This is a genomic window from Bacillus sp. FSL R9-9530 (assembly GCF_038008145.1).
In the GTDB taxonomy this organism is placed as follows: Bacteria; Bacillota; Bacilli; order Bacillales; family Bacillaceae_G; genus Bacillus_A; species Bacillus_A mycoides.
The window spans coordinates 1-25,153 of the sequence record NZ_JBBOYO010000001.1; the positions used below are offsets into that span (position 1 = coordinate 1).

The 25,153-nt window shown below is 36.3% G+C and carries 28 protein-coding genes; 25 read left to right on the forward strand and 3 right to left on the reverse strand.

Features of this window, described 5'->3' with window-relative positions; all coding sequences use genetic code 11:
- From MKX66_RS00005 to MKX66_RS00090, 18 genes are all read left to right on the forward strand, one after another.
- On the forward strand, nt 1–1,695 hold a 1,695-nt coding region (locus MKX66_RS00005; RefSeq protein WP_215596152.1), incomplete at its 5' end, for a terminase large subunit.
- 10 nt (nt 1,696–1,705) lie between these two features.
- Nucleotides 1,706–1,867, forward strand: a complete 162-nt coding sequence (locus MKX66_RS00010) for a hypothetical protein (RefSeq protein WP_341085248.1) — start codon at nt 1,706–1,708, stop codon at nt 1,865–1,867.
- 16 nt (nt 1,868–1,883) lie between these two features.
- Nucleotides 1,884–3,131 carry a phage portal protein gene (locus tag MKX66_RS00015; RefSeq protein WP_341085249.1) on the forward strand — a complete coding sequence of 416 codons (1,248 nt, stop codon included), beginning with the start codon at nt 1,884–1,886 and terminating at the stop codon, nt 3,129–3,131.
- Complete coding sequence (locus tag MKX66_RS00020; protein WP_341085251.1) at nt 3,118–3,828, forward strand: head maturation protease, ClpP-related; 711 nt, start codon at nt 3,118–3,120, stop codon at nt 3,826–3,828. The genes MKX66_RS00015 and MKX66_RS00020 overlap by 14 nt, the downstream gene beginning before the upstream one ends.
- 37 nt (nt 3,829–3,865) lie before the next feature.
- Nucleotides 3,866–5,038, forward strand: a complete 1,173-nt coding sequence (locus MKX66_RS00025) for a phage major capsid protein (RefSeq protein WP_341085253.1) — start codon at nt 3,866–3,868, stop codon at nt 5,036–5,038.
- Nucleotides 5,039–5,058: 20 nt separating this feature from the next.
- Complete coding sequence (locus tag MKX66_RS00030; RefSeq protein ID WP_098649157.1) at nt 5,059–5,337, forward strand: head-tail connector protein; 279 nt, start codon at nt 5,059–5,061, stop codon at nt 5,335–5,337.
- Nucleotides 5,334–5,657, forward strand: coding sequence for a phage head closure protein (locus MKX66_RS00035; RefSeq protein ID WP_078206877.1), 324 nt, complete (start codon nt 5,334–5,336; stop codon nt 5,655–5,657). Before MKX66_RS00030 ends, MKX66_RS00035 begins: the two co-directional genes overlap by 4 nt.
- Nucleotides 5,650–6,084 carry an HK97-gp10 family putative phage morphogenesis protein gene (locus MKX66_RS00040; RefSeq protein WP_050000547.1) on the forward strand — a complete coding sequence of 145 codons (435 nt, stop codon included), beginning with the start codon at nt 5,650–5,652 and terminating at the stop codon, nt 6,082–6,084. The genes MKX66_RS00035 and MKX66_RS00040 overlap by 8 nt, the downstream gene beginning before the upstream one ends.
- Nucleotides 6,081–6,440, forward strand: coding sequence for a tail completion protein gp17 (gene gp17 / locus MKX66_RS00045; RefSeq protein ID WP_147740089.1), 360 nt, complete (start codon nt 6,081–6,083; stop codon nt 6,438–6,440). The genes MKX66_RS00040 and gp17 overlap by 4 nt, the downstream gene beginning before the upstream one ends.
- The gene (locus tag MKX66_RS00050) at nt 6,441–7,049 is read left to right on the forward strand and encodes a major tail protein (RefSeq protein ID WP_085308818.1); all 609 of its coding nucleotides are present in this window, start codon (nt 6,441–6,443) and stop codon (nt 7,047–7,049) included.
- A 48-nt stretch (nt 7,050–7,097) separates the two neighbouring features.
- Nucleotides 7,098–7,415 carry a phage tail assembly chaperone G gene (gpG, locus tag MKX66_RS00055; RefSeq protein WP_215559945.1) on the forward strand — a complete coding sequence of 106 codons (318 nt, stop codon included), beginning with the start codon at nt 7,098–7,100 and terminating at the stop codon, nt 7,413–7,415.
- A gap of 29 nt (nt 7,416–7,444) precedes the next feature.
- Nucleotides 7,445–7,621 (forward strand): hypothetical protein, encoded by a 177-nt coding sequence (locus MKX66_RS00060; protein WP_157404892.1) that lies wholly within the window; start codon nt 7,445–7,447, stop codon nt 7,619–7,621.
- Between the two features lie 15 nt (nt 7,622–7,636).
- Nucleotides 7,637–11,485: a phage tail tape measure protein gene (locus tag MKX66_RS00065; RefSeq protein WP_341085257.1), complete on the forward strand. Its 3,849-nt coding sequence runs from the start codon at nt 7,637–7,639 to the stop codon at nt 11,483–11,485.
- A 14-nt stretch (nt 11,486–11,499) separates the two neighbouring features.
- Nucleotides 11,500–12,969 carry a distal tail protein Dit gene (locus MKX66_RS00070; RefSeq protein WP_341085259.1) on the forward strand — a complete coding sequence of 490 codons (1,470 nt, stop codon included), beginning with the start codon at nt 11,500–11,502 and terminating at the stop codon, nt 12,967–12,969.
- A complete protein-coding gene (locus tag MKX66_RS00075; protein ID WP_341085260.1) occupies nt 12,966–17,453 on the forward strand; it encodes a phage tail spike protein in 4,488 nt (1,495 codons plus the stop codon). The genes MKX66_RS00070 and MKX66_RS00075 overlap by 4 nt, the downstream gene beginning before the upstream one ends.
- A 103-nt stretch (nt 17,454–17,556) precedes the next feature.
- Nucleotides 17,557–18,516, forward strand: a complete 960-nt coding sequence (locus MKX66_RS00080; RefSeq protein WP_078204490.1) for a tyrosine-type recombinase/integrase — start codon at nt 17,557–17,559, stop codon at nt 18,514–18,516.
- Nucleotides 18,517–18,531: 15 nt separating this feature from the next.
- Nucleotides 18,532–18,957, forward strand: a complete 426-nt coding sequence (locus tag MKX66_RS00085) for a phage holin family protein (RefSeq protein ID WP_341085261.1) — start codon at nt 18,532–18,534, stop codon at nt 18,955–18,957.
- Entirely contained in the window at nt 18,957–19,775 is an 819-nt protein-coding gene (locus MKX66_RS00090; protein ID WP_341085263.1) for a GH25 family lysozyme, read from the forward strand. Before MKX66_RS00085 ends, MKX66_RS00090 begins: the two co-directional genes overlap by 1 nt.
- Before the next feature lie 56 nt (nt 19,776–19,831).
- Here MKX66_RS00090 and MKX66_RS00095 read toward each other — a convergent pair whose 3' ends face one another.
- Complete coding sequence (locus MKX66_RS00095; RefSeq protein WP_078204494.1) at nt 19,832–20,161, reverse strand: TFIIB-type zinc ribbon-containing protein; 330 nt, start codon at nt 20,159–20,161, stop codon at nt 19,832–19,834.
- 76 nt (nt 20,162–20,237) lie between these two features.
- Nucleotides 20,238–20,441, reverse strand: a complete 204-nt coding sequence (locus MKX66_RS00100) for a helix-turn-helix transcriptional regulator (RefSeq protein ID WP_128853643.1) — start codon at nt 20,439–20,441, stop codon at nt 20,238–20,240.
- Between the two features lie 151 nt (nt 20,442–20,592).
- On the opposite strand from MKX66_RS00100, the gene MKX66_RS00105 reads away from it, so the two are divergent.
- The 7 genes from MKX66_RS00105 to MKX66_RS00135 all read left to right on the forward strand — a co-directional run bounded on the left by MKX66_RS00105 (nt 20,593) and on the right by MKX66_RS00135 (nt 24,594).
- The gene (locus MKX66_RS00105; RefSeq protein WP_341085265.1) at nt 20,593–20,895 is read left to right on the forward strand and encodes a hypothetical protein; all 303 of its coding nucleotides are present in this window, start codon (nt 20,593–20,595) and stop codon (nt 20,893–20,895) included.
- Nucleotides 20,896–20,897: 2 nt separating this feature from the next.
- Complete coding sequence (locus MKX66_RS00110; protein WP_215559940.1) at nt 20,898–21,080, forward strand: hypothetical protein; 183 nt, start codon at nt 20,898–20,900, stop codon at nt 21,078–21,080.
- A gap of 117 nt (nt 21,081–21,197) precedes the next feature.
- Nucleotides 21,198–22,379: an FtsK/SpoIIIE domain-containing protein gene (locus MKX66_RS00115; RefSeq protein ID WP_341085267.1), complete on the forward strand. Its 1,182-nt coding sequence runs from the start codon at nt 21,198–21,200 to the stop codon at nt 22,377–22,379.
- Nucleotides 22,321–22,938: a replication-relaxation family protein gene (locus MKX66_RS00120; RefSeq protein ID WP_078204498.1), complete on the forward strand. Its 618-nt coding sequence runs from the start codon at nt 22,321–22,323 to the stop codon at nt 22,936–22,938. Before MKX66_RS00115 ends, MKX66_RS00120 begins: the two co-directional genes overlap by 59 nt.
- Nucleotides 22,939–23,221: 283 nt before the next feature.
- On the forward strand, nt 23,222–23,722 hold the full coding sequence (locus MKX66_RS00125) for a YceD family protein (RefSeq protein WP_002014753.1): 501 nt from the start codon (nt 23,222–23,224) through the stop codon (nt 23,720–23,722).
- A gap of 61 nt (nt 23,723–23,783) precedes the next feature.
- A complete protein-coding gene (gene rpmF, locus MKX66_RS00130) occupies nt 23,784–23,957 on the forward strand; it encodes a 50S ribosomal protein L32 (RefSeq protein ID WP_001984764.1) in 174 nt (57 codons plus the stop codon).
- A 130-nt stretch (nt 23,958–24,087) separates the two neighbouring features.
- Nucleotides 24,088–24,594, forward strand: coding sequence for an RsfA family transcriptional regulator (locus MKX66_RS00135; protein ID WP_002185042.1), 507 nt, complete (start codon nt 24,088–24,090; stop codon nt 24,592–24,594).
- Nucleotides 24,595–24,627: 33 nt separating this feature from the next.
- Here the strand turns inward: MKX66_RS00135 and MKX66_RS00140 are convergent, their stop codons facing one another.
- A complete protein-coding gene (locus MKX66_RS00140; protein ID WP_002014751.1) occupies nt 24,628–25,101 on the reverse strand; it encodes an N-acetyltransferase in 474 nt (157 codons plus the stop codon).
- Between the last annotated feature and the right edge of the window lie 52 nt (nt 25,102–25,153).

Sequence of the window (25,153 nt, forward strand, 5' to 3'; positions counted from 1 at the left end):
ATGATTAGACAATGGATGTTGGACTATTGTGATGATGTACTAAGTGGTGAGGTCATTGCCTGTCAGAAACATAAACAATCTTGCAAACGATTTTTAAGAGATATTGAGCGTGAAGGTTCTGAAGATTTCCCTTATGTTTTCAATGAAGAAAAGGCACTTCGTTTTTTAAAATGGATGTCTTTATTTAAACATACAAAAGGGAAACTGGCTGGACAAAGAATTGAACCGCATTCTATACAAATCTTTGTTTTTAGTAATATTTATGGATGGGTTCACCGAAATACAGGATTAAGAAGATTCAAAAAAGCATATTGGCAAGTAGGACGTAAAAATGCAAAGTCACAATCTTTAGCGTGCGTTGGCTCATATGAAGCAATGGCCCTTGGTGAGAATATGTCTGAAGTATATGTTGGTGCCACAAAAACAGAGCAAAGTAAAATTGTTTGGAATGAGATTAAGGCCCAAATGAATGGGTGTGACGATCTAAAAGATAAATTTAATATTGCTTATGGGAAAATTGAACACTTAAAGACAAATTCTTTTATTTCCGCACTTTCAAAAGATGCTGGTAAATCTGGTGATGGATTGAATGTTCAGTGCGGTATTATCGATGAATACCATGCACATCCTACTTCTGAAATATATGATGTTCTTGTATCTGGTTCGGGAGCTCGTCCTAATCCATTAATGATGATTATTACGACAGCAGGATTTAATTTGAGTAACCCTTGCTATCGTGTGGAATATCAATATGTTTCTAAAATTCTAGATCCAAATATTGATATTGAAAATGAAGAATACTTTGTAATGGTCAATGAATTAGATAAGGATGATGAAATTACAAACCAAAATGTATGGGAGAAGGCAAATCCTATTTTATGTAGTTATGAAGAAGGGTGCTCTTTTTTAAAAGGAGAGTTACAATCAGCATTAGATGTGCCAGAGAAAATGCGGAATTTCCTTACTAAAAATATGAATCGATGGGTTGATATGAAGGAAAATGGCTACATGGATATGAAAAAGTGGAAAGATTGTGATGGAACTGTTGAATTATCTGAATTAAAAGGTTTGGAATGTACAGTAGGAGTCGACTTATCAGCCAAAATTGACTTAACGAGCATTTCATTTGAGTTCAAGAAGGATGATAAGTATATTGTTTTAAGTCATAGCTTTATGCCGGAAGATACCTTAGCTGAGAAGAGACAAACGGATAAAGTTCCTTATGATCTGTGGGTACAACAAAAATGGATCACGACAACGCCTGGTGCAGTAGTTGATTATGAATTTATCAAAACACATATTAGAAACATGGAGAAAGAGAATAAGTTCAAAATTAAAGAAATATGTGCTGATCCATGGAATGCAACACAGTTTATGCAAGATATGGAAGCTGAAGGCTATACGATGATAGAGATACGCCAAGGAATGGCGACTTTATCAGGCCCTACAAAAGATTTTAGAGAACAAGTGTATCTAAAGAAAGTCATCCACAATAACAACCCTGTATTAAATTGGGCAACTAGTAATGCTATAACGAGGCAGGATGCTAATGAAAACATTATGTTGGACAAGTCAAAAGCAACAGAAAGAATTGATCCGATTGCGGCTGTAATAAACTCACATGTTCGTTGTATACTCAATTCTGGTGAGATGGACTTAAATTCATATATTTTAAGTCAAGATTTCTCATTCTAGGAGGAATTACATGCGGTTTTTAATGTTCTTTATCAGTATTTTAGAAGATATTTTACTTATTTTGGGGTTGTCCATTATTGTTGGGACGACTTTTTTTATTAATCCGATTTACGGATGGTATTTACTAGGACTCATTCTCACAATTCTGGGGGTGGTGATGATAAGAAGATAGAAAGGAGGTGAAACTTTTGATTTTTCGGCAGTTATTTAGAAATCAGGATGTGACAGATTTAAAAAATCCTTCCCCCTGGTTTAAAAGTCTATTTGGTTATCAAGCCGCAAGTGGTGAAAAGGTTACAGTAGAATCATCTTTAGGTGTTCCGACAGTATATCGATGCATTAACATCCTTGCAAACAGTGTTGCGATGCTTCCTTTTCAGGTTTTTAGAAAGACATCAAAGGGAAGAGAACGAGATAAGATGCACCAAGTGTCGTTTGTTTTAGAAAGACGGCCAAATCCTTACCAAAGCCCATTTAAATTCAAACATTTAATCGAAACACATCGTAATACATGGGGAAATGCTTACATCAATATTCATTGGGGTGTGGATGGCAGACCGAAAGAATTATGGGTATTGAACCCAGCGGTTACTACTCCCACTTTGGATTTAAATACGAATAAATTATGGTATTTTACTAGTTTACCAAACGGTACATATGTAAAAATACCTGATGATGATATTATTCATCTTACTACATTGTCTACTGATGGATTGAAGGGAAAACCACCTATTCAAATTGCAAGGGAGTCTATAGGTAGCTCACAGGCAGCTCAAAAGTTTAAGGGTAAATTTTATACGAATGGGGCCGCCCATAGTGGTTTATTAAAAACTCAACAAGCACTTGGTAAAGAAGCAAAAGATGTGCTCCGTGATGCTTGGGAAGAAGCAAATACAGGTTTAAATAATGCTCAAAGGATAGCGATTTTGGATGCTGGATTAGAATTTGAAAAAGTTGGAATGCCTTTAAAAGATGCTCAATTTATTGAAGGTATGAAGTTCGATAAAGCTGAAATTGCGAATATTTTCAACATTCCATTGCACATGATTAATGAGTTAGATCGTGCGACCTTTTCAAATATTGAGCAACAGGCACTTGATTTTATTCAAAATACATTGAGCCCGATACTTATACAGTATGAAGAAGAGTTTTCCTATAAAGCATTTTCTTTTAATGAACAAAAACGTTATTATCTGAAATTCAATTTAGCAAGCTTATTAAGAGCAGATCAAAAATCAAGAGCCGAGTTCTATAACATTATGTTAGATAGAGGTGTGTTTTCTATAAATAAAGTTTTAGAACTAGAAGATATGGACGGTATCGGCGAGTTAGGTGATAAGAGCCGAGTAGATTTAAACCATGTATCGATTGAAATTGCAGATGATTATCAACTAGCGAAAGCTGGTGCTTCTCAGAAAGGAGGTGAGGACAATTAAAGACGTTTTTACTATCAAAAATCAAACAAATTCGTCAGCTGACTTGTACATTTATGGTGACATCATCAATAATTCGGGATGGAAATGGGACGATTCAGATATTATGCCTGATGACGTGAAAAATATACTAGGGCAATTGGATGATAAAAGTAACCTTAATATCTATGTAAATAGCGGTGGGGGTTCAGTATTTGCTGGTTTAGCTATTTATAATATGTTAAAGCGAAATAAGGCTCAAAAAACTGTTTATGTGGACGGTGTTGCAGCTTCCATCGCTTCTGTAATCGCCCTAGCTGGTGATCGTGTTGTTGTCCCTTCTAATGCTTTCTTAATGATTCATAAACCTTGGACTTATGCAGCTGGAAATGCAATTGATTTCCGAAAAGCAGCAGAAGACCTGGATAACATTGAGTCTGGAATTATGAATGTATATAAGGAAAACTTAAAAGAAGGTATTGAAATTGAAGAAATACAGCAATTAGTAGATGCAGAGACCTGGTTAAGTGGTGAACAAGCTGAAAAATACTTCAACATCGAAGTTGTGGAAGCAAAAGAAGTCGCAGCATGTATGAGTGATTACTTTGATAAATATCAAAAAACACCAAGTAAAATAGTAGCAAAAGCTCCTTCTATTCCAAAGAAGGATAATAATGAACAATTAAAAATACAAAATGCACTAGACCTTTTAGAACTATAGGTCTATTTTTTGTGCCAAAACAAGGGGGAAATACCGAATGGATAAACATGAACAAGAATTACGTCAGAGGGTTGCTGATTTAAAAGCGAAGGCAGAAGAGTTTAATAACAGTGGTAAATATGAAGATGCAAAAGCAAAAATTGAGGAAGCGAAAAACGCAAAAAATGAACTAGATAACTATTTAGCAATGAAACAAATCCAAGTTCCTGAACCTGTAAATTCACAAACAGGAGCGTTACCTCCAGCATCAGTTAACAATGAAGATCCATCTTACAAAGAAGTATTTATGAAAGCTATCCGTGGTCAAAATTTAAGTCGTGAAGAAGCAAGTGTTATGGATGAATATAAAGCAGCATTATCTGAGAATGCAGGAAAAGATGGTGGGTATATTGTTCCAGAGGACATTACTACAACTATTAATCAACTAAAACAAACGGTTGATAACTTAGAGCAATATGTAAATGTGCAGCCTGTTTCAACAAATAAGGGATCTCGTACATTAGAAAAACGAGCGGCATCAACACCATTTGCTCCGTTATCTGAGTATGGTAAACCGAATGCAATGCAAGAAATTGCTTCTCCTGAATTCGAACGATTATCTTACGCTATTGAAGATTATGCAGGATTCTTACCAGTACCGAATGATTTATTAGATGATACTGATCAAGCTTTAGAAGAATATTTACGTCAATGGATCGCGAAGAAATCTATTGCTACTCGTAACTATCTAATTTTGCAAGAACTTAACAAATTGACAAAGGTTGATTTTAAGGATTATAAAGGCATTAAAACAGCATTAAATGTTACATTAGACCCGGCTTTTGCAGATGGAGCTAATATTTTCACAAACCAAGATGGATTCAATTACTTAGATCAATTAGAAGATAAAGATGGCCGTCCACTTCTTCAACCAGATCCAACAAATCCAACTCGTAAGTTATTGTCAGGAAAACCGGTTATTCCTTTATCAAATAAGACAATTGCTACAGATAAAGATGGAAAAGCGCCTTTCATTGTTGGTAATTTAAAAGAAGCCATTATTCTTTGGGATAGAAAACAATTATCTATCGATATGACTACAGAAGGTGGAAACGCTTGGAGAACAAATACTTCTGAGTTCCGAGCAATTGAGCGTGAAGATGTTACACCATGGGATACAGAAGCGGTTGTATATGGACAAATTACAGTTGTGGCGAAACCTGGAGCTTAATGATATAGGAGGTGTCCTTCTTGGTACTGACATTAGAAGAAGCAAAAAGGTATGTTCGTGTGGATGGTAATGAAGAGGACATGCTCATTACATCCTTCATAGAAGCAGCTGAAATATATATTAAGAATGCAACAAGTAAAAATGTAGATTTAAAGAGCGAGCTTGCTAAACTAGCGGCTCGCATTTTAATTGCTCATTGGCATGAAAACCGTGAAGCAGTTGGAAAAGCTGAACAACTAGCATTTAGTTTGCAGTCAATATTAGTTCAATTGCAATATTGTGTAGGTGATTCCAAATGAATCCAGGGAAATTAGATAAACGTCTTGTATTTCAAATAAAAGATGAAGATGCAAAGGGCCCAGACGGTGAACCAATAGATGGTTATAAAGATTCTTTTACTGTATGGGGTTCTTTCATTTTTTTAAAGGGCAGAAAATACTTTGAGGCGGCAGCAGCCAACAGTGAAGTGCAAGGTGAAACAGAAATTCGATACCGTGATGGTATGAATGCTGATATGAAAATCAAATATAAGAACACGATTTATGACATTGTTTCAGTTATTCCAACTGAAAAACACACGTTATCAATCATGTGGAAGCGTGGTGGAATGAATGGCTAATGGTGTTGATTTCTTAGGATTTGACCGTTTAGTCTCCGAATTAGAACAAATGGGATTACGTGGAGAAAAGATTGAAGATAAAGCTCTTGCAGCAGGCGGCGAACCTATTCGAAAAGCGATTGCCGAGCGAGCACCAAGAAGTGATAGTCCTAAGAAACCGTCTAAAAGTGAACCGTGGCGTACTGGCCAACATGGTGCTGATCATATAAAAGTTACGAAAGCTAAACTTGAAGGTGGTATTAAAACAGTTAAAATCGGAATCGATAAAGCAGATCGTTCCCCGTGGTTCTATTTAAAGTTTCATGAATGGGGAACGTCAAAAATGCCAGCTGAACCATTTATAGAACCAGGTTTTAATTCTTCAAAGGAAGCCGCAATTCGTGCTATGACAGATATTTTAAAAAATGAAATGAGGCTAAACCTGTGATAAATTTACGCCCGGATATTTTACAAGTTCTTGAGAATAATCAGGAGCTTGTTTCTTTATTGGGTGGCAAGCGTGTTTATTATCGTAAAGCCAAAAACGCAGAAGAGTTTCCACGGATTACATTTTTCGAATTAGACAATAGGCCAGATGGCTTTGCGGATAATGAAGAAATTGAAAGTGAAATCTTATTCCAAATCGATATTTGGTCAAAAGGTAGTACAACAGCAATCCATAAAAAAGTGAATGAAGTCATGAAAAGCATTGGTTTCTCACGTTATGCGGTTGCTGATCTATATGAAGATGATACACAAATTTATCATTACGCGATGCGATTCGCGAAAGGAGTGGAGTTATAGATGGCTGGAGAGATTGTTACAATTAGTTCGACTGTCGGTGTAGATAGTCTTGTATATTCAAAAATATTAAAAGATGATGCGACAGGAGTTTCGTATTCAGACGTGAAGAAAATGGAAGGTGCCGTAAAGGTTAAAACATCTAAAAAGGTAGCTTCTGAGATTATGTGGAGCGATAACAAGAAATCAGAAATCGCTGAGTCTGACGGTGAAGTCGAAGTTGAAATTGAAGTTCGAGGACTTTCACTATCCACGAAAGCAGATATTGAAGGATATCCAGAAGTTAAGGATGGTGTATTAGACGAGAAACGGGAGGGAGAAAAACCATATTTAGCGATTGGATACCGTTTTTTAAAGGCTAACGGTAAGTATCGTTATGTTTGGTTACTTAAAGGAAAACTTTCACAAGAGGAAGAAGAAGCCGAAACGAAAAAAGACAAGCCTAACTTCCAAACAACAAAACTTAAAGGGTCATTCATTGAGCGTGATTTTGATGACAGACCCAAATTCACGGCTGATGCTGATGAACCTACATTTACAAAAGCTATCGGAGATAACTGGTTTAAAAAGGTATACGAAAAAGCAGTTACTCAACCACCATCAGGTCAATAAGAGGGAGCAAAAGCTCTCTCTTTTTTATTAATTAAGGAGGAATAAACTATGAAACTAACATTACGAATCAATAAGGAAAATAAAACTTTTAATTTACCGGGGTTCATTCCAGCTCGTTTAATCCGTCAAGCACCTGAGCTTGCTGACATTCCAAATAATCCTGGTCCAGAGGATATGGATAAAATGGTTCAATTTGCAGTGAATGTTTTCGATGAACAATTTACGTTAGATCAATATTGGGATGGTGTGGATGCTCGTAAGTTTTTATCGACAACTTCAGAGGTAATTAACACTGTTATCAATGAAACTGTGGAAGCAGCTAGTGGTACACCTGGAACTGGAGAAGAAGAAAACCCAAACGCGTAGAGGGGGGAGGGATAACGTTCAGTGAGTTTATGGACGAGCTCTACCTCTCTTTATTACGTCAAGGATATAAACATCATCATATCGATAACGAAATGGATATTTGGCATTATTTAAGGCTAAATCGAAAGCATCGTGAACAAGGTAATTCAAATAGTGAAAATCAAAATTCAAATGAAATAGAAGTTCCAGCTGAAAACATTATCTAACGAGGGGGTGAGACATTGGCAAATGAAATGAATAATTTGGTAGTTAAGCTTTCCCTTGATAATGTAAATTTCCGTCAAGGTATAGCAAATTCAGGACGTGCGGTAAGGACACTACAGAGCGAATTGAAATCTGTAAGTACAGGGATGGGCGGTTTCGCTAGTGCTAGCCAACAAACACAAGCGAAAATGGATACTCTAAGTAGGCTCATTGACGCACAAAAAGAGAAAGTTAAAGCGTTACGGCAAGCATATGATCAAAATAAGGCTAAATTAGGTGAGAATGATGCAGCAACTCAGCGATACGCTTCACAAGTTAATAAAGCTGTTGCTGATTTAAATAGATTTGAAAATGAATTAAAGCAAGTAAATAAGCAAGCTGAACAAAAAGGGATGGATAAATTAAATAATTCTTTAAAATCTCTACAGGCTGAATTTCAGTCTATTACAACAGGCATGGGCGGTTTTTCTAATGCGACTGAACAAACAAGAGCTAAAGTTGATGTTTTGTCTCGTACGGTAGATAAACAAAAAGAAAAAATTAGGGAACTTCAACAAGCCTATAACCGTGCTAAAACAGAAGAAGGTGAAGCAAGCCAGTCAGCGCAACGATATGCTGAACAAATTCATCGAGCCACAAGTGAATTAAATCGATTCGAATCACAATTACAACAGGCAAATCATGAATTGGATCAGCAAGGAAATCGTCTATTGAACTTTGGGAATCGTATGGAGGCAATGGGAAACCACCTACAAAATGCTGGCATGCAAATCGGTATGGTATTTGGTGGTATGACTTATGCAATTGGCCGAGGTCTAAAATCAGCTGTGGAAGAATCAATGAATTTTGAACAACAGATGGCTAACATAAAAGCGGTGTCTGGTGCGACAGGACAAGAAATGGGTAAACTCTCCGAATTAGCTGTTAAATATGGGGAAGACACGAAATATTCTTCTGTAGAAGCTGGAAAAGGGATTGAAGAATTAATAAAAGCCGGTGTTGGTTTAACAGACATCATCAATGGTGGATTAGAAGGAGCTCTAAACCTAGCGGCGGCTGGTGAACTAGAACTAGGAGAAGCAGCAGAAATCGCTTCAACCGCTTTGAATGCATTTAAAAGAGATGGTTTAAGTGTTACAGATGCCGCCAACTTACTTGCAGGAGCCGCTAACGCTTCAGCTACTGATGTACATGAACTGAAATATGGTTTATCAGCAACCGCAGCAGTTGCAGCAGGGGCTGGTATGACATTTAAAGATACAGCAACAGCTTTAGCGGTATTTGCACAGAATGGATTAAAAGGTTCTGATGCAGGTACTTCACTAAAAACAATGCTTATGAGGTTAAATCCTTCAACTAAAGAAGCGTATAACAAGATGGCAGATTTGGGTCTTATCACTTATAATGCGCAGGCTGGATTTGATTTCTTGGTTAAAAACGGAATCACACCAGCATCTAGAAGTGTGGGAGATATTGAAGTTGCATTAGAAAAATATGTAATGAAAACTGAAGGTGTAAAGAAATGGAATGATAAGTGTGATACTACATTCCGTGAGTTAGCAACTAGCTCCGCTTTCTTATCATCGAAATTCTATGATCAAGAGGGTCATATTCAAAGTTTAGAAAACATATCTGGAATTCTTCATGAATCCATGAAAGATTTAACAGACCAACAACGTAGTATGGCTTTAGAGACATTATTTGGTTCAGATGCAGTTCGTGGCGCAACGATTTTGTTTAATGAAGGCTCACAAGGTGTAAATAAAATGTATACCGAGATGTCTAAAGTCACAGCTTTAGAAACAGCTGAAACGAAAATGAACACTTTGAAAGGTCGTATTGAACAGCTAAGTGGAGCGTTCGACACAATGAAAAAGACAATTGGTGATGCGCTTGCCCCTGTGGTTAGTGCTTTTGTTGCTGGATTGCAAAAGCTTGTGGATGGATTTAACGCATTGCCAGGTCCGGTACAAAAAGCTATTTCAATTACAGCTGGTATTGTTCTTGCATTAACAGCGGTGGCTACAGTAATAGGTGTAGTTTTAGCAGCGGTTGGAATGATCATGTCAGGGATTGGAGCATTAGCAACATCATTAGGAATTGTTGGTGGTGCTGCAGGTCTTGCTAGTGCTGCAGTTGGATTCTTAGGTGGTGCAATAAGTTTATTACTTGGTCCGGTCGGATTGATAGCAGCCGCTCTCATTGGAACTGGAGTTGTCGCATATAAAGCATATCAAAAAGCAACTGAAGATAGTATTGCTTCAGTAGATCGCTTTGCTACGAATACAGAAGGAAAAGTTAGTTCCTCCACAAAGAAAGTTCTTAGTGAGTATTTCAAGTTATCTGATGGTATTAGACAAAAGTTAACTGAAATTAGACTAAACCATGAAGTAATAACAGAAGAACAGTCGCAAAAGCTCATTGGACAGTATGACAAATTGGCTAACACGATTATAGAAAAAACAAACGCAAGACAACAAAAAGAAATTGAAGGACTTAAAAAGTTCTTTGCTGATTCATATGTTTTAACTTCTGAAGAAGAAAACAAGAGGATGGAACAACTGAATCAACGTTACGAGCAAGAAAAACTTAAAACACAAGAAAAAGAAAATAAAATCAAAGAAATCCTACAAACAGCAGCTAGGGAAAATAGAGAGTTAACAACATCAGAACGAATATCCTTACAAGCTCTACAAGATGAAATGGACAGAGTTGCTGTTGAACATATGTCTAAAAACCAAATGGAACAAAAGGTTATCCTGGAAAATATGCGAGTGCAAGCTAGTGAGATATCAGCTAGACAAGCAGCTGAAGTTGTTCAACATAGTGCTGAAACTAGAGATAAGGTCATCGCAGATGCGAAGAAAACTCGTGATGATAAAATTGCAGAGGCTATTCGACAACGAGATGAAAATAAAACGATTAATGCTGAAGAGGCAAATGCAATTATTGCAGAAGCCAAACGACAGTATGACAGCACAGTTTCTACAGCAAAAGATAAGCACACTGAAATTGTAAGTGAAGCTAAAACCCAAGCTGGTGAACATGTGAATCAAGTTGACTGGGAAACTGGACAAGTGAAATCTAAGTATGAAGTAATGAAAGATGACGTAGTTCGAAAAATGAAAGAAATGGGATCAGATGTTTCCAACAAATATGAGGATATGAAAAAATCAGCTAGCGATAAAGTAGAAGAAATAAAAAATACTGTTTCGAGAAAATTTGAGGAACAGAAAAAAGCCGTTACAGATAAAATGAACGAGATAAAAAGTGATATCGAAGAGAAGTGGAACACAGTTGAAAAATTCTTCAGTACCATAAATTTACGTTCAATTGGAAAATCGATTATAGAAGGTCTTGGCAAAGGAATAGATGATGCCTCAGGAGGTTTATTTAGTAAAGCAGCAGGAATAGCAAACGATATTAAAAAGACTATTTCTGGAGCGCTTGAAATAAACAGTCCATCAAAAGTAATGATTCCAGTCGGTAGTGCGGTTCCAGAAGGTGTTGGAGTTGGTATGGATCGAGGGAAACGGTTTGTTGTGGATGCAGCAAAAAATGTAGTTGGAACCGTTAAGAAGCAAATGGGAAATATGCCATCTGTTTTTGATTTTGGATTCCAAACTTCTCATTATAGTGTTCCGAATGATGCGGTAAGTGGTTTAACGAATTATATGCAGCCTAATATTCCTAATAACTCGGCTACTAGTAAAAAGGTATTCCCAAATAGACGACCTGAAGAAAAAGAACTAAATCTTACATTGAATATGACAAACGTTTTAGATGGGAAAGAGTTAGCAGGTGGAACTTATAGGTATACCACAGAACTTCAAGATCGTGATCGACAACGAAAAGAGCAATTTTAAGGACGGTGATATTTTTGGGTAAATTAAGCTTTACATTTAATAATATTCGCAAAGATTATATTCAAATGCTTGTAGGGAGGAAACGCCCTTCATGGGCTCCAATTAAAAGAAATCTTGTCAGAGTTCCTCATCGTCCAGGGGCTTTTTTTATTAATACAGAAACGGAGGAGCGTCGTATTGACGTTCCTCTTGTTATTAAGGCAAAAAAAGATATGGCTGATTTGCAAAAGCTTAAAGAGGATTTAGCGAATTGGTTAGTTACAGAAGAACCTGTTGAACTCATTTTTGACGATGAGATAGATAGAACGTATCTTGCTGTAATCGATGGAGAGTTAGACCTTGATGAATTAGTGAGTAGAGGGAAAGGTGTATTAACATTCGTTTGCCCTATGCCTTATAAGTTAGGACCTACCCAAACAGAGGATTTTAAATTAGATGGTCGAGGGCTTATAGCTAATGTCCAAAATAAAGGAAGTGTGGAATCTAATCCAATTGTAGAGGTTGAAATATCGAAACCTTCCACATTTCTTGATGTATGGAATGAAATGAATTACTTTCGCATTGGATATCCGCTTAAAGCAGATCAAGTACCTGTTGAAAGAAATCAACGTGTGATGTGGGATGAAATGTCAACTACTGTGGGATGGACAAATGTTCCTAAAACAGAAGATATGACTGGTGGAGGGAAATTCAGGGTAGATGGTGGCTCTAGATTGATACCGGAGTACTTAGGTGATCCACAGGTAAAAGGGTGGCATGGTTGCATAGCCAAAAAGAATATTCCACAAGGGCCATTACAGGATTTTATTATGCAAGCGTATGTTGGAGTAAGAAGCTTACATTGGGATCAAATGGGACGCGTAGAAATTGGGCTTCTTGACGAAAATAGCGATTATGTTGCTCGTATATCTATGAGTGATGTTCAATGGGAAGCCGAGCAGAATAGTGGATTTGCTAGTGTTGGAAATAGTAAAAAACCGGGTGGGCAAGTCTTTATTAATGAAACAGGTGATCATCCGAATACGTGGAATCAATATCGCGGTCGATTGTGGTTAGCGAGAACAGGTAATAGGTGGGAAGCTTATATTTCAAGATTTAAAGATGGTACAGAAATCGACGACTCAGAACGCTTTGTCGTGTGGATAGATGAAAATAATGTCAATATGGCTAAAGTCGCACAGGTTCAAATTAGTATCTGTCAATTCTCTAACAATATGTTTTCTCAAAATATGAGTATTGATGATTTAAAGATTTGGAAAGTTAATATGAATACGCAAAGTAATCCTCCTTATATTTTTGATGTTGGGGACAAAGTAGCCATTGATACAGAGCGAAGTCTTGTAACGATAAACGGTAAAAATGCTATTAATCTAAAAGATATATTTTGTGATTATCCTGTTGTTCATAAGGGTTTAAATAAACTAGAAATCATGCCTTCCACTGTCGGAACAGCCAAAGTAACGTATAGGGAGCGATTTAGATGAGGACACCAAGCGGAATAATTCATGTTGTGGATTTTAAGACAGATCAAATTATATCCGCTATCCAATCAAAAGATTATTGGGATGATAAACGTCATTGGGAAATTAAAAATAATATTGATATGCTAGACTTTACAACTTTCGATAGAACAAAACACGCAATTACATTACAACAGCAAAATCTAGTTTTAAAAGAAGTACGTGATGGTCGTATTATTCCATATGTTATTACTGAGACTGAAAAGAATTCCGATAACAGATCTATTACAACATATTCTTCTGGCGCTTGGGTCCAGATTGCTAAGTCAGGAATTATAAATCCACAACGGATAGAGAGTAAAACGGTTAATGAGTTTATAGATATGGCACTCTTGGGAATGAAGTGGAAACGTGGTAATACCGAATACGCTGGATTCCATACCATGACCATTGATGAATTTATAGATCCGCTTACGTTTTTAAAGAAAATCGCTTCGTTATTCGATTTAGAAATTCAATATCGTGTAGAAGTGGTAGGCTCTCGGATTGTCGGCTGGTATGTAGATATGGTTGAAAAACGTGGACGAGAAACCGGAAAAGAAGTAGAGCTTGGGAAAGACTTGGTTGGCGTTAAACGTATCGAACATTCACGAGACATTTGCACAGCTCTTGTTGGTTTTGTACGCGGTGAAGAGGAGAAAGTCATTACTGTTGAGAGTATAAACAACGGTCTTCCTTATATCACAGATAGTGATGCTTTCCAGCGTTGGAATGAGTACGGAAAACACAAATTTGGTTTCTATACTCCAGAAACAGAAGAACAAAATATGACTCCGCAACGTTTAATGACTCTCATGAAAACAGAACTTAAAAAACGTGTTAATACTTCTGTTGCTTATGAAGTTGAAGCGCAGTCGATTGGTCGTGTATTCGGATTAGCTCACGAGTTAATTAATGAAGGCGATACAATCAAAATCAAAGATACAGGCTTTACACCTAAATTGTACTTAGAAGCTCGAGTTATTGCTGGTGATGAGTCCTTTACTGATCCTACACAAGATAAATATGTGTTTGGTGATTATCGTGAGATTGTTGATCCGAATGAGGAATTAAGAAAATTATATAACAAAGTTCTTGCTTCTTTAGGAAACAAAGCTAATAAAGAATTGCTAGAACAACTAGAAAAGTTAGCGGAAGAAGCAAAGAAAGAATCTCAGCAAGCCATTAAAGAATCTCAAGTAGCTAAAGATATCTCAGAGAAACTAAAAGAGAACATAGAAAATAACATGGTGGACATTATCGAAGCAAAGAATCCACCGACAACAGGTCTTAAACCAAACAAAACGTTATGGAGAGATATTAGTAACGGTAAGCCTGGTATCTTGAAAATATGGACAGGTACAGCTTGGGAGTCGGTTGTTCCGGATACAGCTCCATTACAAAAAAGTATTAAGGATGCCGAAAAAGATATTAATACTTTAAAAGAGACAGTAAAAGATATGCCTGATAAGACTTGGTTAAATCAACAATTTGAAGGGAAAGCGGATAAGGAAGGCGTTTATACGAAAGATTGGGTAAATAATAACCTTATCGGAAAGCAAGTATACGAAACTAACCGTAAAGGTGATATAGAGAAACTTACTGAAACAACGACGATTGCAGAGCGAACAGCCAAAGAGATTATTAATAAAGCTGAGAAGACGGAGATAACTACTCTAAATAATAACCTTAAACAAGTAACCCAAACTGCTAATACCGCTAAACAGACAGCCGAGGAAAACACTAATACTATCACAAATTTACAAACTACTGTAAATAACATTTCTGTAGGTTCAATCAATCTGGCCAGTGGTTCAGAAACGGGATTGAACAAACCGAATGTGACTGGAACATGGGCAGATAATAAACAAATGACTGTCTCGGATAAGGTAAACTATAGAAACAAGATATTTACTGTCTCATTCTTATTTACTGGGAAAATGACAAAACTTAACACCAATTGTTGGTTTGGCGTAGAAACAGCAATAACGTATGCAGATGGAGAGCAAGAGTGGAAGTCTATACGGGCAGATGGTAAATTATCACTTAATGTTGAATACAAAGATGAGCCCCTATACGTAACGTTCAAAACGAAAGACAAAGATGTTACAAAAATTACTTTTTACTACTCAGGTCGGAACATAGATGGAAACCTTAATTCTCACCATGCAAAGTTTGAAGAAGGAAACATACGAACTACATGGCAAACAGCTAATGAAGAAATCACTTCTAAATCAGATTTCACAAAAACAACTAACGAGATAAAACAAACATTAGATACGAACTCTCAAACAATCTCAAAAGTACAGCAAGATCAAGGTACAATGCAATCAACTCTGAATCAAGTTAAACAAACAACAGATTCTAATTCCCAGACCATTGCGACGTTATCCCAAACGCAAGGGCAACAAGGGGCGATCATTCAACAAAACACAAGCGATATCACACAGTTGAATAATCAAATCAAGTCTAAAGTGTCTGACACACAAATGCAGGAATATGTAGGGGGACTAGGAAGTACAAACTTACTATTTAATGCTGCATTTGAAGATCGAGTAATAAACGCTTCTACAGGAGCTGTAACAAATAGAACCCCAAGTACCACGAAATGGAGCGTCGTAGGTACAGGTTCAGGGATTACAATAGTTCCTGAGAGTGCTAGGCATCATGAAGGTTACAATTCTGTCAAAATTACAGCTACAGGTCAAACTGCTAGTAAGTGGTCTGGTATCATGCAGAAGGTCCCAACTGTACAAAATGGTGGTGACTATGTATTCTCCGCTTGGGTATACGTCCAGGATAAGAATACACTTGATAATGGTGGAGCGATTAAACTTCAATTCTTTAATGGGGCAAATGCAGTTGCAACATTTGTACAAACTGAGTTTAAAGATTTATTAGTAAACAATTCTTGGATACTAGTATCTGTTAAAATCACTTCTCCTAACGTAGCGATAACGCATTTACAAGGTGATATATGGGTTAGACAGAACGGTACAATTTGGGTATCTCAACCGCAATTACAACAAGGATCTACTCGTTCTACATTCATGGAGAATCCAAAAGATTACGCCAACTATGACCAGCTTGTAGGTGAGATTGGCAAGAAAGTGGCCACTTCTGATTTTAACTCTAAAGTATCCACTATTGAAACAAGCATAAATCAGCAATCTAACCGTATTGACTTAAAGGCAGAGAAAAATGATGTATACACCAAAACAGAAGCGAACGGTCAATTTGGAAGTAAGGCAATGGTGGAAAAGCACGAAAGCTCTATTACATTAATGTCTAATGAAATTAATTCAACAGTCAAAAAAGGCGATATTATTTCATCTATCAATCAAACAGCAGAAGCAGTTAAAATTAGTGCAGGTAAAATACAATTAGATGGAACAACAATAGCAAAGTATTTAGAAGCACAAGAACTTAAAGGTACAACTATACGTACAGACAATGGTTCTAATTATGTTCACATTCAAAAGCAATTTATACGCTTAATGGAATCAAATTTAAACAGAATGTATCTTGGTTACTATACAAATTCCGTAAAACAACTCCAACCAACGATTGTATTAGGCGGAGATGCAGGTTTTCAAGATGGTTCTGTTGTTCTCAGTCAACAACCAACGCAAGGTTTTCTAGGTACGGTAAAAGGTAAAGATGCAAATGGTGACCCTAAATTTGTAAGTTACATTTCACTAGGTAAAGATGGAACGACAAGGTTAAAAAGCGATAGCCTAATGTCGTTTGAATCTGCAGCTGGATTAAGCGCAACAATCGCTAACGGGTCTTATTGGGTGGAAGCAACAGGTGGAATTGCATTAAAAGGAGGAGCTAAATCCGTATCGTTAGATAGCCAGTCTGCTATTGTTTTCAATTTAAACGGTAAAAACATGCTTGATGTGGTCGCGACACCAAATAACGAAACTGATCTTCGTTTCCAAACAGTAACTCTACGTAATGGTATCATCGATGGATATACAACACTTCAAGTTAAAAACGGGTCAGGAAGTGCATATAACGCTGTTACGGCATCGGCATTCCAAACGGCATCGAAACGTGAGTACAAGACAAATATTCGTGACGTGCAGTTTAGCGCAATAGAAAAAATTATGGCACTTCAAATCCAACAATACAACTTGAAAACAGATATAGAAGATTTATATGAGAAGCGAATGAATCGTGTTGAAGGGGACCCAATTCTTACAACAAACGATATAGAAACTCACTATGGGTGGATTGCAGATGATGAAAATACTCCTGAGTGTTTTGTTACAAAAACAAGAAATGCAGCTGAAATATATTCTTCAGTAGCAATTCAAATAAAGGCATTTCAAGAAGAAAAACAAGCGAAAGATGCTGAAATTCAAGAGTTAAAAGAAGAAAATAAACAAATGAACAGTAGAATTGAAGTTTTAGAACAACTGTTACTTCAAAATTTAATTGATAAGAAACCAGAGCAGCTATAGGCTGTTTTTTATTTTGCATAAAATACGGCTTTGAGTAAAAATTCAATTCATAGATCAAGAGGAGTGACTTCGCTTCTTTTTTTATTTTGAGGAGATGATCAGTGTGAAACGAATAGTAGACCAAGCAATTTATGAAAAGCATGTTAGCCAAGAAAACAAAAACCTAGTCAAAGATTTTCTTATTGAAAAGAAAGCACAAGGGAAAGCGGCAAGCACTTTACAGCAATACAATTGGGATTTACGTATTATTTTGTTTCTAATACATCAACACTTCGAAAATAAAAATCTGATTGAGTTAACACGTAAAGACATTCGGAATTTATCTATTATTTTTCAAGATATGGGAATGTCAAATGCACGTGTGAATGGATTAATGAGCGCATTACGTTCAGCTCTTGAATTTTGCGCTGATGATGATGACTATGAGTATGAATTTAATGTTGGTTCACGGGTCCGAGGATTACCTAAAAATCCAATAAGAGAAATTACCTTTATAACTGAAGAACAAATTGAATGGCTAATCGATGAGTTAATAGCACAAAAAAGATATATGTTAGCTATGTATTTAGCACTTTCGTATTATAGTGCAGCTAGAAAAAATGAAGTTTACCAAGTTCAAAAAGAGGAACTGACAGAACAATATTATACCAATGTAGTCCGCGGTAAGCGTGGTAAAAAGTTTAGATTATATTACAACCCCCGAGTACAGAAATGTATTCGTTTATATATAAATCAACGAGGTAAAGATACTATTCCAGATTTGTTTGTGCGTGTTTATAAGAATGGCGAGAGAAGACGATTAAACAAAAGTGTATTTAATTATTGGTGCAAGATATTCGCTAAGATGCTGAACGAAAAAGAAGATAAGGATTTTAAAATCAATCCCCATTGTTTCCGTCATAGCAGATTAGATAATTTAAAAGTGCAAGGTGTACCACTAGAAAAGTTAAAGTCGTTGGCAAACCATTCGGATATTTCCACAACTGAATCTTATCTAAAAGATAGAAGTGAAGAAGATATTGCAGAGATATTTGGAATGGATCCAAGTTGCTTTGCAGCTTAAAAAGGAGAGGAAAAGATGGATCGTATTGATTTATTACTGAAAGCATTTGTAGCTACGTTTGGTGGCTTCTGTGGGTATTTCTTAGGAGGATGGGATGCAACATTGAAAATCTTAGTAACGATGGCAGTTATTGATTATTTAACTGGCATGATAGCAGCAGGATACAACGGAGAATTAAAAAGCAAAGTTGGTTTCAAAGGCATCGCCAAAAAGGTGGTGCTTTTTCTTTTGGTCGGAGCGGCCGCTCAACTAGATTCAGCACTTGGAAGTAACAGTGCAATTCGTGAAGCGACTATTTTCTTCTTCATGGGTAATGAGTTACTTTCACTTTTAGAAAATGCTGGACGAATGGGTATTCCACTTCCACAAGCTTTAACAAATGCAGTTGAGATTTTGGGTGGTAAACAAAAACAAGAAGATAAAAAAGGAGATGTTCAATAATGGGTTACACTGTAGATATTTCAAAATGGAACGGTAATATTAACTGGCCTGTAGCAAAACAGTATTTGGATTTTGTAATCGCTCGTGTACAAGATGGCTCAAATTATGTTGATCCTTTATACAAAGGTTACGTACAATCTATGAAACAACATGGTATCCCTTTCGGAAACTATGCTTTCTGTCGATTTGTATCAATCAATGACGCAAAGAAAGAAGCGCAAGACTTCTGGAATCGCGGCGACAAGAGCGCTACAGTTTGGGTTGCTGATGTAGAAGTAAAAACAATGGATGATATGAGAGCGGGTACACAAGCATTTATCGATGAATTACGCCGATTAGGTGCTCAGAAAGTCGGTTTATATGTTGGTCATCATATGTATGCGCCATTCGGTATGGCGAATGTAAAAAGTAACTTCGTGTGGATTCCACGTTATGGTGGTAACAAACCAGCTTATCCATGCGATATCTGGCAATACACTGAAACAGGTAATGTACCTGGTATCGGAAAGTGTGATTTGAACGAATTAATTGGCAGCAAACCATTATCTTGGTTTACAGAAGAGAAGCAGCCAGAACAAACTGTTACCAATGTTGGATATCAATATGTTAAATCTGGTGGTTTCGGCATTTCATTGGTTCCAGAAGTGCTAAACGCCATGAATGAGCGTGGAATTAAAGGAAAGGTTGTCTCTGATCCTTTAACTGGAGTGGCGTACTTAGAAACAGAAGTATTACCTAATACTGAATTAGATAAAATCACTTGGTGGATGGATACTCGACCAGATGGGAAGTGGTATTACGATTATATTAAGAAATAAAACAAAAGAATAGTTTGATTAACAAAAACAAGAGCCGTCCTGTTGGGCGGCTTTTTTTACTTTTTCCATTCAATTACTGTTCGCTTCTTGCATTTATCACAAATGAAATTTCCTGTATTGTGATAGACAAATTGTTCGTGATTACAATTTGGACACTCGGCCATTTGTTTATGTCTTGCTCCATATAAAAACAATAATGATATTAGAAATAAACCAAATCCAGGTATTATACCGACTATAGTAATACATAGAATCAATGAAATTCCAATTCCGAAAAGTCCTAGAAAACGAAATATAGATTTTTTTATTTGTTTACCTTTTTCAATATTTACTTTTTCTAAATCAATAATAAAAGTTTCCCCGTCCGCAGTTTTACGTAGCTCCATAAAATCTCCCCCTTAAATTAAGTAAATCATACCAATTAATGTAAAGTTTTAGAAGGATTATTTATTATCGCCGCACTTACATATTTTTTTGATCTTCTTCAAACCAAATGTCCTCTATATGTAATTCGAGAAATTTTGAAATGCGATATGCAACAGGCAATGTAGGAGTAGCTCCTTTAATTAAGTTTGTCATAGTTGAATTTGAAATTGATGCTTTTTTTGCAACAAAACTATACTTGAAACCTTTACTGTCTAAAATTTCTTTCAAACGACTTCGCATAATATTTTCTCCCCCTAACAAAAAAAGTACTAGGTCTTTCTTTTATTTTTTCGCTTGGACAGGCAAAATCCTTCTTTCTAGTTCATATACCTATATTACTTCCACTTAGAAGCCCACAAGGAAGCAGAGACATCAAGAAGGAGAGGGTTACATGCGTTGGCAGTATAATCATTTGAACACAACTCCATATTTACATCCTTCAAAAGAACTAAGGGATATGTACAATGAATCAAGATCAAGAGCAGAAACGGAATCAATTATGAATCATATGAAAAATTATGAAGTGTTTAATACCAAGGAGTATAAAAGATATTTCAGTTTATCCCAAGTTATCGAAGAGGATCTATACGGTGAGGAAGAAGATATTTTAAAATGGGAAACTCTAATGGATTGTTATGATGTTGTACTTACTAAGTCAGGGATTAAGTTTCGTGAAAAGGAAGAGGAGGAATAAGCATGACTATTGCAGGGGAAGCGATAATTATTTGGACGGCAACAGGAATATCTGTAGTTGCTATGAAAGTAGCAGGGAAAATGGGGAGAAGTGTTCCACATTGGCTTCCACGTGTCACCTTGTACACAACCCTTATAGGCTCGTTTCTATACCTTCTACGTTATGTTCTCGTTGCATTTCTATGAAGGAATACGATGTGGAAATTTTTCATTCTTTATGTCATAAGGGGTTTAGCTTGTATGCATGTATTCTTTGAAACAGGGATATATACCCTCTATAAGAGGGATATAGGGAGTGATTTTATGTTGGAGCTATTATCGGTACCGGTCGCTGGATTAATTTACGCTATATTCGGTGATAAGTTTAAAAGTAAAGATGATGACCGTAAAAAGATACAAGTATTTTTCGAAGTAAGTGGAATTGCAATTCGGAGAGAGGATAGATTGCAGTATCCTGTTTTTCTTGAGCGAAAAAAGGATGATCGAAGCACAACTTATGTATATCGGTTGCCTGTAGGGATGCCGAGTAAAATTATTCAGAAGGTCGAAGATGTTGTCTCTGAAGGGTTAAATAAGCCTGTCCGAATTGTTTACGATAATTACAAATTAAATATTCGTGTGTTTCATAAGGATATACCGAAAAAATGGTCATGGTCTACTGATTTAGTGACAGAAGGAAATTGGCGTGTGCCAATGGGCCAAAGTTTAGAAAAACTTATCTATCATGATTTTGATAAAACACCACATATGACACTAGGTGGTCTCACACGAATGGGTAAGACGGTATTTCTAAAGAATGTAGTTACGTCACTTACTTTAGCGCAACCAGAGAATATTCATTTATACGTTATTGATTTGAAAGGTGGATTGGAGTTCGGACCGTATAAGAACTTAAAACAAATAGTTTCCATTGCTGAGAAGCCCACAGAGGCCTTTATGGTATTAAATGATATTCTTGAGAAAATGGAAGAGAAAATGCAATACATGAAAGATAGACATTATACAAACGTTGTAGAAACAAATATCAAAGAGCGTTATTTTATCATTGTGGATGAAGGCGCAGAACTTTGTCCTGATAAAAGTATGAAAAAAGAGCAACAAAAATTATTAGGAGCATGCCAGCAAATGCTTTCTCATATAGCGCGTATAGGTGGGGCACTAGGTTTTAGGTTAATATTTTGTACACAATACCCGACGGGTGATACATTGCCACGTCAAGTAAAACAGAATAGTGATGCGAAATTAGGATTTAGACTACCTACCCAAACAGCTTCATGTGTAGTTATAGATGAACCGGGATTAGAATCGATAAAAAGCATTCCCGGACGTGCGATTTTCAAAACAGATAGGCTTACTGAAATTCAGGTGCCTTACATTAGTAATGAAATGATGTGGGACCATTTAAAACAATATGAGGTGGAGAAACATGAGAATGCAAACACATATGCAGATCAACCGTCAAATGGCGATACTTGCGACGATTAGAAAGCTACAGTTTGCAACAAGAAGGCATTTAATGAGTGTTCATGACATGGGTGGAATAAGAAATGCAAATCGGATTATGAAAGACCTCTCTTCTTACACGAGTAAAGTAACTCACAACAAAGAGTATGTTTATTATCTAAATCAATCGGGGCATAATTTATTTGGTGAAGGGAAAGTAGTTCATCATAGTAGAGTAGCGCATGCTATTTTACGTAATGAAGCATGGTTACATTTATTTTGTCCAGATGATTGGCAGATTGAAACGGAAATAAGATATATAAAAAATGATAAGAAAAAGAAGATTGTTCCAGATGTGAAGTTTCGTGATGAGGATAGGATACTTCATGCAGTAGAAATAGACCGTACCCAAAAGATGGTGGTCAATGATGAGAAACTAAAATGTTATGAGGAGCTTACTAAAATATATAAGCAAAAATATAAAGGAAAAGTGCCAGTTATCCATTTCTTCACCATAACAAAATATAGAGAAAAGAAATTGGAGCAACTGGCAGCAAAATATGATTTGTTTGTAAAAGTATATGTAATTCAAGAAATTTAATTCTATAGGCGTTAACGGGAATAGTAAATGGGAATATATATAAAAGAGAGTGATCGCAAACGACCACTCTCTTTTGACCACGCAGACCACATTGACCACAACTTGTACCACATTTATTATTTACTTTATGTCCATTTTGTCTAAAATAGAAAATATAGCTGGACAAAAACACACGTTTTAACACATAATGGACGCAATGCCTCTTTAGAGGTGTAAAGAAAAAACATTGACAAATATAAAATGGCTAGCTATAATTTTGTTTGTTGCCTTGAGGTGATATGATATGAAATGGTCCATCCATCAATTGAATAAATTGAGAAATAAAGGATTGACATTAAATGAAATGGTAGATGTAAGTGAGCTAAAAGAGGTCGAGAAAGATATTCGTGAAATTAATCCTGCTCATGTAACAGGAAGAGTTGATTTTGGCTCCGGTAAGTTTACGTTTCATCTACATATAACTGGAAGCATGGTTTTACCATGTTCTCGCTCTTTAGTAGATGTGACATTACCATTTGACATTAAAACAACTGAGGTGTTCCAAACTTCGGAAGAAGAATTTGAAACAGAAGCTGAAATTCATTGTTTAGAAGGAGAAGTACTTGACTTACTGCCCGTAATCAAGGAAAATATACTTTTGGAGATTCCAATGCAAATTTTCAGTGATGATGTTTCTGGTGGAGCACCGATGCAAGGTCAAGACTGGCAAGTGATTTCGGAAGAAAACAAAGAAAAGACTGTTGATCCACGATTAGCAGGACTTGCAAAGTTTTTTGACAAATAATCGGAAGACTGGTTTAGGCCTTCATATGAAAATAACTATTTCTTTTAAGGAGGTGGGAAGAATGGCTGTACCTTTTAGAAGAACTTCTAAAACAGTAAAAAGAAAGCGTCGTACGCATTTCAAATTATCAGTACCTGGTATGGTAGAGTGCCCAAGCTGTGGTGAAGCGAAATTAGCTCACCGTGTATGTAAAGCATGCGGTACTTACAAAGGTAAAGAAGTAATCAGCAAGTAATTGCGGGAAAATAAACGTAGAAGATATCTTCTACGTTTATTTTTTTTTGTCTTATTCTTTATTTGTTGTATTCTATCTTTTCTAGTAACTGCATATGCTTAATAAAAAATGCATAGGGAGGACTAGAGAGATGGCGACAACAAGACAAGATGCTTGGACTGATGATGAAGATTTGCTTCTGGCAGAAGTAGTACTCCGGCATATTCAAGAAGGTGGAACGCAACTTTCTGCCTTTAAAGAAGTGGGGAGACATTTGTCTCGCACACCAGCAGCATGTGGATTTAGGTGGAATTCTTATGTTAGAAAGCAATACAAAGAACGTATTGAAGAAGCAAAGCAACTTCGTAAAGTAGAAAATTATGAAGTGAAAGAGACAAAGGTAGTAGAGCCTACATCAATTACATTGAATGATGTTATTGAATTTTTGCGAAATTATAAAGATGAAAGCTCTTTAATGGTGTTGCAACAACAAATTGAATCGTTACAAACAGAGAAAGAACGTCTTCTGGAGCGATTATCAGTATATGAGGAAGAATATAGAACATTACTTGATTATATCGATCAAAAAAGAAGTGTAATGGTAGCGGAAAGAAATGGCGCTCGCTCGAATGGAGAATTAGAAAAATTAAAGAAATAAAAACAGCTGCGTAACAGCTGTTTTTTTTGTTTCTTATGCAGATTCTTCGTTTGTAATCGCATTCGAATTTGTTTCTGGATGCCAAATATAAAAATCACCATCAGTTACTGATACTGGCTGGAAACTTAATTTATCCCAAAAACCAGATGACTGGATACGTGCTATCGTTTTAATTGGGAATTGTAGTTGTTTCGCATAATTGACAAGCATTTGTCCGAATCCTTGTTTTTGAAAAGTCGGCAATACTTCAAGTTTATAAAGTTCTAGGTAAGTACCTGTAATTTCAAATGGTTCTCCACCGTTCCTTTTCATATATAGACTCATACGTGCGATTAACGATCCACCATAATAAATACCGTAAAATGGAGACTCACTATCATTTTCAATAATGTTTGCTTGTAATTCTTCCAACATGGATAGTTCTTGAGCTCCGCACCCTTTAAATTTTTTAAATTCATCTAATGTTTTATAATTGATGAGCAAGCGTTCAACTTTTGGGAATCCCATTACATCACGTCCTTTTCTTATCTTGTTGAATGCAGAAAAGTTAAAATATTTA